This window comes from Burkholderia sp. PAMC 28687 (genome assembly GCF_001577465.1).
Taxonomy (GTDB): domain Bacteria; phylum Pseudomonadota; class Gammaproteobacteria; order Burkholderiales; family Burkholderiaceae; genus Caballeronia.
In genome coordinates this window covers 138,331-151,084 of sequence record NZ_CP014508.1, presented here as the reverse complement: position 1 = coordinate 151,084, position 12,754 = coordinate 138,331, and the positions used below count along the sequence as shown (strand labels likewise).

The window sequence follows — 12,754 nt, the reverse complement described above, 5'->3', positions numbered from 1 at the left end:
ATTAAGGCATGTGCCATCGAATGCTCAACGCCCGCGCGCGGACCCGAAAAGTCACTGAGGCATCCTGGCCTCAATCGATTGAAAACTGAAGAAACAAGGAGTCTACCCATGAAAGCATCCGACCTGTTCGTCAAGGCCCTGGAAAACGAAGGCGTCGATCGCATCTTCGCCGTGCCGGGCGAAGAGAATCTGGACGTGGTCGAATCGCTGCGCCGCTCAAGCATCCAGCTTATTCTGACCCGCCATGAACAGACCGCTGCCTTTATGGCCGCGACTCACGGCCGCCTTACCAGAAAGCCAGGCGTTTGTATGGCGACACTCGGACCCGGCGCGTTGAATCTGGTCACCGGCGCGGCCTATGCCCGCCGATGGCATCGTCGCGCTCGACAACGGCATGTACAAGATCTGGTTTGCGCGCTGCTATCGCACGCGCAGCGCCAACACGCTGCTGCTCGATAACGCGTTGGCCACGATGGGGGCAGGCCTGCCGTCGGCCATGATGGCCTCGCTGCTGTATCCCGGCCGGCGAGTGATGGCGGTCTGCGGTGATGGCGGTTTCATGATGAACTCGCAGGAGCTCGAAACCGCTGTCCGGCTGAAGCTCAACCTCGTCGTGCTGATCATTCAGGACGATGCCTACGGAATGATTCGCTGGAAACAAGCGGTCGACGATTTCGCCGATTGGGGGCTGAGTTTCGGCAATCCGGACTTCGTCAAATACGCGGAAGCCTACGGTGCGAAAGGACGGCGGGTCGAGTCGGCCGAAGGTCTGGTTCCGACGCTGGACGCGGCGTTTAGCGAAGGGGGCGTGCAACTCGTCGTCGTTCCGGTCGATTACTCGGAGAACAGTCGCGTGCTCGTCGACGAGTTGAGGAATCGTATAACGGAGGTGGCGCAATGAAGATCAAAGTAGCCGTTTTGCGAGCCATGGGCGCAACATCACCGTACGCTGTCTCCCGCCCGCTGCAGATTGAAGAGATCGAACTGGCGCCGCCCGGCCTCGATGAAAAGTTCTGTCGCAATAAGGCGCTCAGGTAAAATTCGGCTAACGGAAATGGATGACGACCACGATGGCCAAGACGACGAAGACGCCGCGCACGACATTGCCTCCTGGCATCGCCAAGGTGCTGAAACGACTGCACTATCCACTGGACGTGATCCTGCTGTGCGTGCGGTGGTATGTGGCGTACTCGCTGAGCCTGCGAAACCTCGAGGAAATGATGGCGGAACGAGGGTTCGAGGTTGACCATTCGACTGTGCATCGCTGGGTGATCAAGCTCGTGCCGTTGTTTGAAAAGACGTTTCGGAAGCGAAAACGTCCGATCGGCAAGAGCTGGCGCGTAGACGAGACGTATATCAAGGTCAAGGGTCAGTGGAAGTACCTGTATCGCGCTGTCGACAAGGCCGGAAAGACCGTCGATTTCCTGCTGCGAGCCCATCGTGACAAGGCTGCCGCGCGTCGCACTTCGAGAAGGCCATCGACCAGAACGGCGAGCCGGAGACCATCACCGTGGATAAGAGCGGCGCCAATCTGGCCGCCTTGCAAGCCATCAACGCCGAACGGGAAACGCCCATCAAGATCCGGCAGGTCAAGTATCTGAACAACGTAGTGGAACAGGATCATCGCGCTGTCAAACGGATCATCAACCCGATGATGGGCTTCAAGGATTTTCGTTGCGCCCGCATCATCCTGTCGGGCATCGAAGTGATGCATATGATCAGGAAAGGGCAAATGAAAGACGCTGGCATCCAGTGTACTGCCGCCGAGCAGTTCTATTCGCTGATTGCATAAGCAATCCTGATCATATCGGGAATTTCTGCCTTATCATCTTTATCGCGACACAACCCACGCAATCCACGCCCCGCTCCAGCAGCGAGGAGATCAGGAAATAGTTGCAGTACAGCGCATCTGCAACCATCACGTCTCCCGCACGAAAACCATCGAGCAGAGCGCGCACCAGACCAAGCTCGCCGGTGCCTTTGCCGCTGTGAGGCCCGATCGCCGCATCCAGCGCTGCGCCGGCGGCCAGGCAAATCACCGCCACCAATCGTGCCAGTGGAAAACCCACCCCGCTCGCCTGGCTACTGGGTTGCGGATATGCAGTCTGATTATCGGGGGTAACGGGCATCGACAGCCCCGTACCGTCCACCAGTTTGAGCGTGCGACCGCGCCATTGCCATGGCCGCAGCGCCTGCTGGCTCAGAAGCCGGCCTGTTTGCCGCGTGAGCGCCGTGACCATCTCTACCGGCAGGCGCTGGCGTGCCCTGCAATACGCGCCTGTGCGAACGCTGCAAGCACTCAGGCCGTCGGCGGCGCGCTGCGCCGCCCAGCCATTGACCGCCTTCTGGCACGAGCCATCGGCCTCCAGCGTCTGGCGCATGAACATCGACAGCGTCACTGTCGGCGCATACAGCCGCTCGCGGTGCTCGGGCAACTGCGCTTCGGTCGTTTCAAGCAATTGCGCACTTGTCAGAATGTTGAAGAACTCCACCGCCTCGCTCGACTGCGCCCGCCGCCGGACGCGGTTGCGGCGTTGATACAAATCGCTTTGGGCTTTACGATCCATGCTGGCTGGCCTTTGGTGAGATGGCTTGGGTGTTTCGTAACCAACCATCCTATCGATCCAAGGTCAGCCAACCTCCTTTATCTTCAAATACTTACGCTCGACATTGAGCAGCGAATAGCTAAAGTAAGTGCCATTCGCCTTAACGCGACAAAACCCGGAATACTTCTTCCTGGGCCTTGCGCGGACAGGGGTCCACGAACCATGAACAGGTGCGCTGGGCACAGCCAGTCCGAAGATCCTAGAACGTATGTCGGATGCCGGCAACAACCGCAATCTGCTTGTAGGAGTTGTTACCGCTCACGGCCCCGTTGAAACTGATCGCAGCAAGCGAAGCGTCCCGGGTCGCGAATTGGAGTACGGTAGCGAGATGAAGGGTCGTACGCTTGGACAGAAAATATTCGGTCCCAAGATTGATCTGCTGCCACGCAGGATGATTACCGGTCGCAAACGGCTTAATGCTCATTCCGCCTTGCGCAAAACCAGCGGTGTAGGTGTAACCCGCTCCAACAAGCCAAGAGGGCGCGATCAGTTTCTTCGCGTTAATTTCATAGTTGTCGAGGCGAAGCCGAGTACCGTCGAGATAATCGAGCGTCGAATCGCTAAAGACGGCCGACACGGTCAAGAACGAAAACGCGTACGTGCCGCCGACTGCAATGACGCTTTGTCGCGTAACGGGCGAAGTATTGTAGAAGATGCTGGAGGCGCCAAGCGTGTACTGATTGGCAGCGATCGCGCCATTGGGGTTTGTGTTATTTGCCGACGACGGGTCGTCCAACCGCATGTAGCTCACGCCTGCCTTGAACGGGCCGCCGTCGTATGAGACGGCTACGTTGTAGTCCCGATTATTTGCGAAGCCCGCGCCGTTAGTACCCGACGCCTGATTGCTGAAACCGTAAAGCACGCCGAAGGTTACACCGTGAACCGTTGGTGACTGATACTTGACCGAATTGTTGCTTCGGATCGTCTGGTACAGGTTATCGTTGTCGCCCACGTGGGCGCCGAACGTCCCCATGAATTGGGTCCATGCGAGGAACGAGCCTAGAAACTCATAACCGAAATCGTACTGCCGTCCCATTGTAAAGGTGCCCACGCTGGGGCTCGAAAGACCGACAAAGGCCTGCCGTCCGAACAAAAGACCGCCTTGCGCGAGTTTTCCAGTGGTTCCCTGGAAGCCGTTTTCAAGCGTGAAGACCGCTTTGAGTCCGCCGCCCAGATCCTCCGCTCCGCGTAGGCCCCAACGATCCCCGCTCAGTTCACCGGTTAGAGCCTTGAAGTTTCTTTGTCCTCGTGTTGTTGCGGAAGAAGCTTCGCTAGAAGAGTACGCTAACGATTCGTCGATAATTCCATATAGCACGACGCTTGGTTGCGCATATGTCCCTGTTGCCGCGCAGAGAAGCGCTATCGCGAGGCAGATGTCCTTTTTCATTTCGTCTCCTTTTACCTATCTAATTTTCTTAGTGGGTACCGCTACTTGCTTTTCATTCGGCTTCCAGACTCGCTTTAATGGCCGCCGCAGTAACGGGCGTGGTGGATGCTTTGTACGCTGTGGCCACGTCGCTCTTCATCTTGGCGAGCGTCGTCTTATCGAGAAACCGGCCTTTCAATACGACGGCGGATACTTTGTCGAGGTTGGCGAAGTCCTCAACAGGATTTCCTTCCAACAAAACCAGATCGGCGGTCTTACCCATTTCGACCGTGCCCATCGTCGCTTCGCGGTTAAGAAACTCGGCGCCGTTGAGCGTGGTCATCTGAAGGATTTCCAACGGCGAAAGTCCGGCTGTCGCGAGCTCATGAAACTCATCATGCAATCCGAACCCCGGGACCACCCAAACCGATGCAACGCCCGAGGCCGAGCCGGTAAGCATCTTGACGCCGCTTTGCTTGAGCATCTTGGTGACAGACTGCTGCAACGCAGAGGTCTGCCGAAGCGCAGAGGTCTGCCGAAGCGCAGCCTTGTTAGATGGCGTGAGATTGGCAAAGGTCCGTTCTAATTGCGTCCAGGTCGCAAGCCGGATCCTGTCAACGTAGGCCAGATTAGGATCGGCTTGAAATGCTGGATCATTCGTCGTTTCAAGTGCTTTGACGCGCCGAAAGGTGGGGTTGTCGTCAACATGCACCATCGCATGGGCATGCATGTCGAGGATCCAGGCACCACAAACTTTCCCGTCCCGTCAACAGCAGTGGCAGTTCCACTCACGCGAACAATTGCAGTCGGCGCAATCGTTATAATCTTTCCTCCGTCAATGACAACGGCTTGCCCGGTGTTGAGAGACCCGTCTCGAGTGTTGACGACGGTCGTGTTTTGAATGATTGTCCCCTGTGTTGCGTCAAACATCCCGTCGCTCCCGTGCCCGCACGCCACGATCAGGCCGCCAACGAACGAGATTGAAAGCAGTGTGATTACCAGTCTCTTGGGGTGCCACCTCATTCTGAGTCTCCTTCAAAATTAGTTACGAAATCATCGGGGACAGGCGGGCCCCAGACGTAAAGCGAGTCTTCAGGAAGGTAATCAGCGGCAGGCCAGTCGACGCCGGCCGGTATAAAGTCGATATCGAACGAGTACTCCGCGTAGCTGCCCCACGGATCACGGACGTAGCGGAAATAGTTTGACCCGAGCACGTGGCGACCCAACCCCCATCCTTGACAGTATCCGGCGCGCGCCATTTGCTCACTGCCAAGCGCAACATCGTCGATCGATGAGACGTCCCAACTCGTATGATGCAATCCCGGCCCATCGGACTTGGCAAACGCGATCAGATGGTGGTCGCTTCCATGAGGGCCATGCATAAATGCGATGATCGAACCAGAATGGTCGGACAACCTGAGACCCTGCACGTCGGAATAAAAGCGTCTGGATTGGTCTACGTCACTTGTGAAAAGCAGTATGTGGGACAAGCGATTCGGCTTCACTTGTGTGACCTCACTGCGGCACGGCGCCCTGCCCGACTCACTTGACTCGGGTGGAAAGATGCGCGCCGACTTTACCTGCGGCGAGGTCTTTTCGGCAACGATCAGCTGGAGCGGGATACCTTGCGGGTCGACGATCCAGATCCCTTCCGTACTGGCGCCGTGAGGCGGTGCTATACGGGCAATATTCATCAACGTGAGCCTCTCCTCAAACGCTTCTCGATCGTGGGCAAATACGCCGAGCGTCAACCACAAGAGGCGCTTGCGTTCGCCCTCTAGGACTCGCCCCCATCTATGCTCATGGCCGAAGGTATATAAGCTCAGTCCAGACAATTTCCGCCGCACGTCCAGACCGAACGACCTGAAAAAGTTCTCCGCCTCACCCAAATCGGGAACGCCGAATACAAACTCGTGGATCGAGTGGACAGCCGGATGAGGAGATCCATTTTCGATTTTCATTTTGTATTCCTGATTATTATCGGTCGATAGCCACTCCGCATTTTTGGAGAGGCATACGGTGTTTTTTAGACGATAAATTGCTGTTGCGTCCCGAGCCCATCGATACTTAGCTTGACTGTGTCACCCCGTTTGAGAAACTGCGGTGGCTTCATCCCCAAGCCCACACCTGATGGGGTTCCGGTAATGATGATGTCCCCCGGAAGCAAGGTCATGAACTGGCTCAGATAAGACACTATTTCAACGACGGAGAAGATCATGTCTGCGGTATTGCTTTTCTGTCTGATATCGCCGTTGACCGAAAGCTCCATATTGAGCGTCTGCGGATCTGGCATTTCGTCGCGTGTGACAAGCCACGGACCAACCGGTCCGAATGTATCGAAGCTTTTGCCTTTTCCCCACTGCCCGTTACGCTTTGTCTGCCAATGCCGCTCCGAAACATCGTTGGCCAGACAGTAGCCCGCCACATGCTCGATTGCCGTGTCTGTACTGACGCGCCGGGCCACCGAGCCGATGACGATGCCTAGTTCCACCTCCCAGTCGCCCTGAAGCGCGTCTTCGGGCAACACTGTGTCGTCGTTAGGGCCGCACAAGGAGGTAATCGCTTTCATAAAAACGACGGGTTCCGTCGGGATCTCCATGCCCGCCTCTTCAGCATGCTTGCGATAGTTGAGGCCAATCGCGATGAACTGCCGAACGCCGGCGACGGGAATGCCCACACGAGGCGTTCCTTCGACGCAGGGAAATTGCTCAAGGTCGACAGCGTTGATCGCGCGTAAGCGCTCAGGGGACAGCCACTCCGAGGTCCAGTCTGTAACAAGTGTCGACAGGTCACGGATATGACCATGCGCGTCGATCGCGCCTGGTTTCTCTTGGCCTTTCGGTCCGAATCGTAAAAGCTTCATGGTAGGTTCCGACTTGATTGAGTAGTTGGAGAAGGTCCGCTCACACTCACGCGTGCCAGCGCGGCAAGATTGCGGACGCATTGCCGCTCGCGATCCTGCGCCGCAGGTCTTCTGGCAACGCAAGTGCCTTGAACTGATCGACAGCGTGGGAGACGGGGAAATAGCTATAGTCCGTGCCGAAAAGAAGATGGGTAGACGGCACGACCTTACGAACGAGATCGAATGCTTCGGGTGCGTAGGCCTGTGCACACTCGAAGTAAAGCTTCGCGAACTCGGCGTAGATGCCTTCGGGAAACAGCACTTTTAACCGGTCTGGGCCGACCGATTTCCAATCGGAGAAGCCTGCTATGCGTCCCAAAAAAATGGGCATGACGCCGCCGCCGTGGCAGAAGATAAACTTGATGTCGGGTAGCCGTCTTGTCGTCTGCGATCCCCACAGACTCAAAATTGTTCTCGCGGTGTTGGTTGGAAATTCGATCCAAGGTGCGGTTATTCCCGATGTTTCGTACGTCAGCGTCGCGGGCGTGCAGCACGGAGCTTGAGCCGGATGGACATATACGACCGCTTTACGGCGATTCAGCTCTTCGAAAATCGGATCAAACTTCGGATCGCCGAGCCACGCGTCCTGGTAGTTCGTCACTAGACCGATACCATCCGCCTTCAGGACGTCGAACGCATACTCGATTTCTCTCAAAGAACCTTCAACATCGTTCATTGGGATTGAGGCGAACAATCCGAATCGACCGGGATGATCAACGCAATATTGCGTGCTCCACTCGTTCGTCTTGCGCGCCCTCGCCCGGCCTTCCGCGGCGTTGGTTTCCGGAATGGCCCCCGCGAACGCGATAGCGGTGTCTACGCCGTTACGATCAAGTTGATCGACGGCCATTTGAATCGACCACGGACTGCCATCGACGTTCTTAAAACTCGGTTCAAAATGATGATGTACATCGATCATACGTTGCGGCTGGACAGCAGCTCGCGCGAGAGCTGGAATCGCGGCCGATGCAGCGAGACCTGCTGATGCTGCCAGGAATTGCCTCCTTCCAAAACTCGGCGTTGCGCAACAAGCGCATTGGTAGTTGCTGGACGATTGGTTCATCCCGGATTTTTTTGTTGCCTTCACGGCGTCTCCTGTTTCTCTTTTGTTTTTAGACGTTTCACTCGGCTGTACGCTACTGATTTCCGCCTCGAGCAAATCGGGGAAACAATGCAAGGGCGTTGTCACGCATGAAGTCACGATGCATTGCGGCGGACATCAGAGGTGTTACGTCCAGTTTTTGCGCAAGATCAGCGACTAATGGTTCAGGCGTGTACGGCCAGTCGCTTCCGTACATGATGTGCTTGGGATCAGCGATCTCGAGAAGCGGCAAAATCTGGCGTGGCAAAGGAAAGCCGGCAAGGTCGTAATGCAGACCGCGAAGCGTCTCGTAGAACCGTGCACTGTCCAGCGGCCTAGGCAGTCCGAGCGCGGGCGCCAATCCTGCGACCCGGTCGGCGAGCACCGGAATCGTAGCGCCTGCATGCGGCACGATAATTTTCAGATTTGGAAAACGGTCCAGGGTGCCCGAGAGAATCAGGTTAAAGACGGCACGGGTGGTTTCGAACATGAATTCGAGCATTGGAAATGGATAACCAATCGGCGGGAGCGCCGTGGGATCACTACAGCATGGGCAATGCGGGTTGGTCGGGTGGATGAAAACCTTCGCGTGCCGACGGTTGAGCTCCTCGAAGACAGGATCGAGCTTTCTATCACCGAGGTATATCCCGTTGTGGTTGCTTTCCACTACAACGCCGTCGACATTCAAGGTATCGAACGCGTAGCTGATCTCTGCGAGCGACCCATCGATATCTGGCAGTGGCATGGAGGCGAACATGCCGAAGCGTGTTGGATGCGAGCTTGTCGCCTTAGCACCTTCGTCGTTCACATACCGGGCAAGCTTGCGTGCAGCGGCGTCGTCACCAAAATGCAGCCCCGGTGCGGAGATGGAAAGAATGGCGACGTCGATCCCCACGCGATCCATCATTCTCAAAGCTTGTTCCACGCTCCAGGCGGGAATACCGGGCATGCCGGACGGTTTTGAATGACCCGCAGCGGCAAGAGCTGCACGGTACTGCTCGGGCAGGTAGTGAGCATGCACGTCGAAACGCCCTGTATTCGGTTTCGCGGTCGGCTCTTTCGCGGCGTCGGCACCTGATGCAACCTCTGACGCGAAGCCCGTTGCTCCGAATGACGAAGCTGCAGCGCCCAACATGCCGGCAACCAACGCTCGCCGCCGGGGCCACATGTCATCCGGAAATGATCGCTCCTCCCTCGTCAGGTTGAGCGCGCGTTCGTTTAACGATCCTTGTGTGCGTGTAGTGGTGCGAGATTGCGTTACTTTAAAATTCATCGTCTTCTCCAATGACCCACCGCGCACTTCTGCGAGTGCGGGATTACCAACAATCGTTGTTGACCGTCCACCCGGCCGCAGGTGCATGCGCCTCGACTTGTTTGTACTTGCCGCTGAAAAAGACCAAGGGCTTGCGCTGCTCGCCTAGTTGCAGGCCTTCGATCTGCGCTACATAAAGCAAGTGGTCACCGGCCTCGTGGATTGCGGTTGTTCTAGCGACGATGTGCGCCAGGCTTCCGACGATCAATGGTGTCTCTTCACTGAACGTGTACGGCACGTTCAGCGTTTCGTCACGCTTGCCGCCGAAATGCGCACTGACGGCCTGTTGGTGCTCAGCGAGGAAGTTCACGCCGTAACGCACGCCTACACGGACAATGTCGTTGAACCGGGACTGCTTCCTTACTGAGACAAGCACAAGCGGCGGCTCCATCGACACAGACATGAACGCATTAGCCGTCATGCCGGCGGGTTTTCCCTCAGCAACATAGGTGATGACCGTCACACCCGTGGCGAACAAACCCATTACCGAGCGGAACAATCGGTTGTCTAATTCCATTTCGGTATCCCTATGAATGGTCGGGCGTCAAACAAGTGGAGTTACTGTGTTTTCCACGCCCAAAAGCGCCTTGCCATAGACCTCGATTCCCACCGCAGGTAAAACGACGGCATGGCGAGCGGCTGTGTTCGAGTCCCGCCACATCCGCTGCAAAGGACTACCTTCAGCGAACGTGCCAGCGCCGTGCGCCGAGACAAGGATGTTGATTGCATCGGTGATGTTCGTGACCACGACACCCGAATCGGCTCGCACACGGGCTCGGGTCACATAATCGAGTTTCTCGCCCCGCTGAGCGGCGTCGTCAATGTCCGCAGCGGCACGGTAAGCATGCAGGTGGGCTGTATCGATCTTCAGTGCCGCCTCTGCAATTTGCGCCTGGAACATCACCGAAGAGGTCTGCTTTTCGAAAGTCGTATAGGCAATGTTTCGCTGAGAAGCCTTCTCGATGACGTACTTCAGCGCTGCGCGCCCTATGCCCAGTTGCGCTCCAACCAAAACCAACGCAGCGACAGGCACGAATGGGCCTCGGTATTCAGCTTCGTCCTTGAATTCAGTCGGATAGTTGCTGGCGACTGCTGCGGGGATATCGAGCAGGCGGTGGTCGGGCACAAATACGTCCTTTGCCACCACACAGTTGCTTCCCGATGCGCGCATTCCGACTGTGAACCAAGTGTCATCGATCGTAATGTCTGACCGTGGCAGCAACGCAAGATATTGGCCAACATACGCGCCATTCTTGTCGTGCTCCATAACACCCACTGTGACCCAGTCAGCATGCAAGCTACCCGAGGACCAGAACCATTTCCCTGATACGATGAGGCCTCCTTCCACCCTGCGGCAGTCCTTGGACGGCGTAAATACGCCCGCTACGCGAGCGTTCGGGTCCGCACCGAATACGTCTTCTTGAGCGCGCTTGGGATACAGGCCTACAAACCATGCACACACGTTTGTGAGTGCCGTCACCCACGCCGTACCAGCGCACGATTCAGCCAAAGCTGCCGTAACGTCCAAATGTGTCCGGAGCGACTGTTGGTAGCCCCCAAAACGTTTTGGAACCATCAGGCGGAACAATCCGGCCTCGCTGATGGCATCGATGTTGTCTTGATGCGCGCGACGATCTTGTTCCGACTTCAGTGCGTTCTTTAACAACAGCGGCCCGAGCCCGTGAGCTCGCTCGATAAGTTCGCCCGAAGTAGGTTCGGACTGTCGTTGCACAGCTTGTAATTGAGCGGTCATTCGAAACTCCATAATTTTCGGCAAAAGCACGTGAAACTCGGTTCGTGCTGCTCCGCCTGCGGTCGCTTTGTTTTCGGAATAGCGCCCATCAACCGAAAAGTGGGATTTGACGGCGCGTCACCCTGTCGTTTCGCGGATATTTGGACTACTCTGTCATTCCGACGAATGTGTCCAATCTATACGTATTTTTGTTCTAACTCAATCCGCATGTGGGCAGTATTTTCCCTAGTCGGGCTTCATTTTTTACGACAACATGTCATTATGATAAAGTGTCATTTTGAGAGAGCTAAAAAATGTTAAAAGCGCGCGAGCCAACGAAACACCCCGCCCGCGATCACCGAGTTGATGTCGCGGAAAAAAAGCGCCTGCTAATGCGCACGCGGCTAGTTGATGCAACGATGCGTGTCTACGGAAACAGCGAGAACGCAACGCCGGTAATCGACGATGTGATCAGCGAGGCAAAGGTATCGCGGGGGACGTTCTATAATTATTTCAACTCGCTCGACGAAGTACTGATTGTGATCGGCCAGGATTTGAGCAATCAGATGACTACCGAAATATTGCCGGTGTACAACGTACTGACCGAGCCATGGCAGCGATTCTCGGTCGGGTTCCGACTTTTTCTCATTCGTGCACTGCTCGATCGCAAATGGGCTGGGTTTGTGACTCGCACATCGGCCTGGGCGGAAGACTCCCTTGTTGCGCAATTTATGTCGCGTGACCTCGAGCATGGGAGAACGCAAGGGCAGTTCAACTTCGACGATGTCGAGGTTGCCGCAGATTTCTTGAAGGGTGCTTCGGCTCACGGAATTCAGGCATTACGGACGGGCGTAAATCAGCCTGGCCGTTATATCGACTATTCGGTGCGCATGGCGCTAGCAAGCCTGGGATGCAAAGAAGAACTCCGCGACAAGGGCACAGAGTTCTCCAAAAGTTATTTGAAGGACTGGCTAAACGGAGAATTGAAAGCGACACGGCCGGCATGGGCGTTCAGTTCAAACGTCACGGTACGACATGATCTATTTTGAGACAGTCGGCTACAGAGAGGTGGGCTCAACAATCTGGGCGAGCGGTAAGATGGCGTTGGGTCTGTAATTAACATACAACTGGTTGCGCGTTTCAGTACTGAGCAAGCGGTAGACATCGAGCCGCGTGCTCGGGCACGTGGAGCTGGAAGGATCGTTGTGAAAAGTATCCGTCAGCGGAACCCGTTAGGGCGGTTTTGCGCGGCTAGATGTCGACGATCTTTCGCAGTAAAGCGTAGGAAACACGCCAGTGACCATCGCTGTCATTGACGGCGATAGATGCTGTCTTGGCATTCAGTCTGACGATGATTCCGACGCGCTCGCTTAGATGCTTATCGGTGAAGCCGACTGTGTCGCCGATGAAGAACTCTTCGCGCAGCGTTCTCGACGGCGGTGTTGGTTCGACACGAGCCTGAGCTGTGGTGGTGTCCGGAATGATCGCCGCGTAGAGCACGCCCCAACGGCGTCGAGTTACGCTGTTTTGCACCATCGCCTGTGTCTGGCGAAGTTCGACTATGGTGCCTTGCGCCGGCGGCCCAAGCGGGTTGTCGCCTATGTAATTGACGGCCATCCCAAGGTGCAGGCGTTGACGTATTTCGAGAATACGTCGGGGGTCGTCAAGCATTTTTCCGATAGCAAGATAGAGGCGATACAACTCGGCGCTGGGCGCCTGCCGAAGCGAGTCGAGAATGTCCATGGTGTCGAAGTG

12 protein-coding genes and 3 pseudogenes are annotated in these 12,754 nt (G+C 56.2%); 5 read left to right on the top strand and 10 right to left on the bottom strand.

From position 1 onward, the window contains the following. Positions 1–108 precede the first annotated feature (108 nt). From AX768_RS34580 to AX768_RS30405, 4 genes and pseudogenes are all read left to right on the top strand, one after another. On the top strand, positions 109–459 hold the full coding sequence (locus AX768_RS34580) for a thiamine pyrophosphate-binding protein (RefSeq protein WP_442857282.1): 351 nt from the start codon (positions 109–111) through the stop codon (positions 457–459). Then, positions 359–901 (top strand): annotated as a pseudogene (locus tag AX768_RS30410) (thiamine pyrophosphate-dependent enzyme); the annotation flags it as partial. The gene AX768_RS34580 and the pseudogene AX768_RS30410, both read left to right, overlap by 101 nt. Further along, positions 898–1,038, top strand: coding sequence for a hypothetical protein (locus tag AX768_RS33110; RefSeq protein ID WP_155524386.1), 141 nt, complete (start codon positions 898–900; stop codon positions 1,036–1,038). The pseudogene AX768_RS30410 and the gene AX768_RS33110, both read left to right, overlap by 4 nt. Before the next feature lie 20 nt (positions 1,039–1,058). Beyond that, positions 1,059–1,792 (top strand): annotated as a pseudogene (locus AX768_RS30405) (IS6 family transposase). 61 nt (positions 1,793–1,853) lie between these two features. On the opposite strand, the pseudogene AX768_RS30400 reads toward AX768_RS30405, so the two are convergent. From AX768_RS30400 to AX768_RS30360, 9 genes and pseudogenes are all read right to left on the bottom strand, one after another. Beyond that, positions 1,854–2,567: pseudogene (locus tag AX768_RS30400) on the bottom strand (IS4 family transposase); the annotation flags it as partial. A gap of 238 nt (positions 2,568–2,805) precedes the next feature. Beyond that, positions 2,806–3,993 carry a porin gene (locus tag AX768_RS30395; protein ID WP_082779181.1) on the bottom strand — a complete coding sequence of 396 codons (1,188 nt, stop codon included), beginning with the start codon at positions 3,991–3,993 and terminating at the stop codon, positions 2,806–2,808. A 52-nt stretch (positions 3,994–4,045) separates the two neighbouring features. Further along, the gene (locus tag AX768_RS30390; protein ID WP_062003877.1) at positions 4,046–4,702 is read right to left on the bottom strand and encodes an amidohydrolase family protein; all 657 of its coding nucleotides are present in this window, start codon (positions 4,700–4,702) and stop codon (positions 4,046–4,048) included. A 289-nt stretch (positions 4,703–4,991) separates the two neighbouring features. Next, positions 4,992–5,933, bottom strand: coding sequence for a VOC family protein (locus tag AX768_RS30385; protein ID WP_062003876.1), 942 nt, complete (start codon positions 5,931–5,933; stop codon positions 4,992–4,994). A gap of 65 nt (positions 5,934–5,998) precedes the next feature. Then, positions 5,999–6,835 carry a fumarylacetoacetate hydrolase family protein gene (locus AX768_RS30380; RefSeq protein WP_062003875.1) on the bottom strand — a complete coding sequence of 279 codons (837 nt, stop codon included), beginning with the start codon at positions 6,833–6,835 and terminating at the stop codon, positions 5,999–6,001. Between the two features lie 46 nt (positions 6,836–6,881). After that, entirely contained in the window at positions 6,882–7,961 is a 1,080-nt protein-coding gene (locus AX768_RS30375) for an amidohydrolase family protein (RefSeq protein WP_155524385.1), read from the bottom strand. Positions 7,962–8,010: 49 nt separating this feature from the next. Then, positions 8,011–9,228: an amidohydrolase family protein gene (locus tag AX768_RS30370; protein WP_231941668.1), complete on the bottom strand. Its 1,218-nt coding sequence runs from the start codon at positions 9,226–9,228 to the stop codon at positions 8,011–8,013. A gap of 43 nt (positions 9,229–9,271) precedes the next feature. Next, positions 9,272–9,784 carry a flavin reductase family protein gene (locus AX768_RS30365; protein ID WP_062003873.1) on the bottom strand — a complete coding sequence of 171 codons (513 nt, stop codon included), beginning with the start codon at positions 9,782–9,784 and terminating at the stop codon, positions 9,272–9,274. Positions 9,785–9,811: 27 nt separating this feature from the next. Beyond that, on the bottom strand, positions 9,812–11,020 hold the full coding sequence (locus tag AX768_RS30360; protein WP_062004086.1) for an acyl-CoA dehydrogenase family protein: 1,209 nt from the start codon (positions 11,018–11,020) through the stop codon (positions 9,812–9,814). Between the two features lie 293 nt (positions 11,021–11,313). Between AX768_RS30360 and AX768_RS30355 the strand changes: the two genes are divergently transcribed. After that, entirely contained in the window at positions 11,314–12,048 is a 735-nt protein-coding gene (locus AX768_RS30355) for a TetR/AcrR family transcriptional regulator (protein ID WP_062003872.1), read from the top strand. Between the two features lie 202 nt (positions 12,049–12,250). Here the strand turns inward: AX768_RS30355 and AX768_RS30350 are convergent, their stop codons facing one another. Next, positions 12,251–12,742, bottom strand: a complete 492-nt coding sequence (locus AX768_RS30350; protein WP_062003871.1) for a hypothetical protein — start codon at positions 12,740–12,742, stop codon at positions 12,251–12,253. Positions 12,743–12,754: the final 12 nt, after the last annotated feature.

Bases quoted from the DNA above. Each gene is read 5' to 3' on its own strand.
- AX768_RS30370 (WP_231941668.1), bottom strand. From the start codon at position 9,228: ATGAATTTTAAAGTAACGCAATCTCGCACCACTACACGCACACAAGGA.
- AX768_RS30395 (WP_082779181.1), bottom strand. From the start codon at position 3,993: ATGAAAAAGGACATCTGCCTCGCGATAGCGCTTCTCTGCGCGGCAACA.
- AX768_RS30380 (WP_062003875.1), bottom strand. From the start codon at position 6,835: ATGAAGCTTTTACGATTCGGACCGAAAGGCCAAGAGAAACCAGGCGCG.
- AX768_RS30385 (WP_062003876.1), bottom strand. From the start codon at position 5,933: ATGAAAATCGAAAATGGATCTCCTCATCCGGCTGTCCACTCGATCCAC.
- AX768_RS30365 (WP_062003873.1), bottom strand. From the start codon at position 9,784: ATGGAATTAGACAACCGATTGTTCCGCTCGGTAATGGGTTTGTTCGCC.
- AX768_RS30360 (WP_062004086.1), bottom strand. From the start codon at position 11,020: ATGACCGCTCAATTACAAGCTGTGCAACGACAGTCCGAACCTACTTCG.
- AX768_RS33110 (WP_155524386.1), top strand. From the start codon at position 898: ATGAAGATCAAAGTAGCCGTTTTGCGAGCCATGGGCGCAACATCACCG.
- AX768_RS30355 (WP_062003872.1), top strand. From the start codon at position 11,314: ATGTTAAAAGCGCGCGAGCCAACGAAACACCCCGCCCGCGATCACCGA.
- AX768_RS30350 (WP_062003871.1), bottom strand. From the start codon at position 12,742: ATGGACATTCTCGACTCGCTTCGGCAGGCGCCCAGCGCCGAGTTGTAT.
- AX768_RS34580 (WP_442857282.1), top strand. From the start codon at position 109: ATGAAAGCATCCGACCTGTTCGTCAAGGCCCTGGAAAACGAAGGCGTC.
- AX768_RS30390 (WP_062003877.1), bottom strand. From the start codon at position 4,702: ATGCATGCCCATGCGATGGTGCATGTTGACGACAACCCCACCTTTCGG.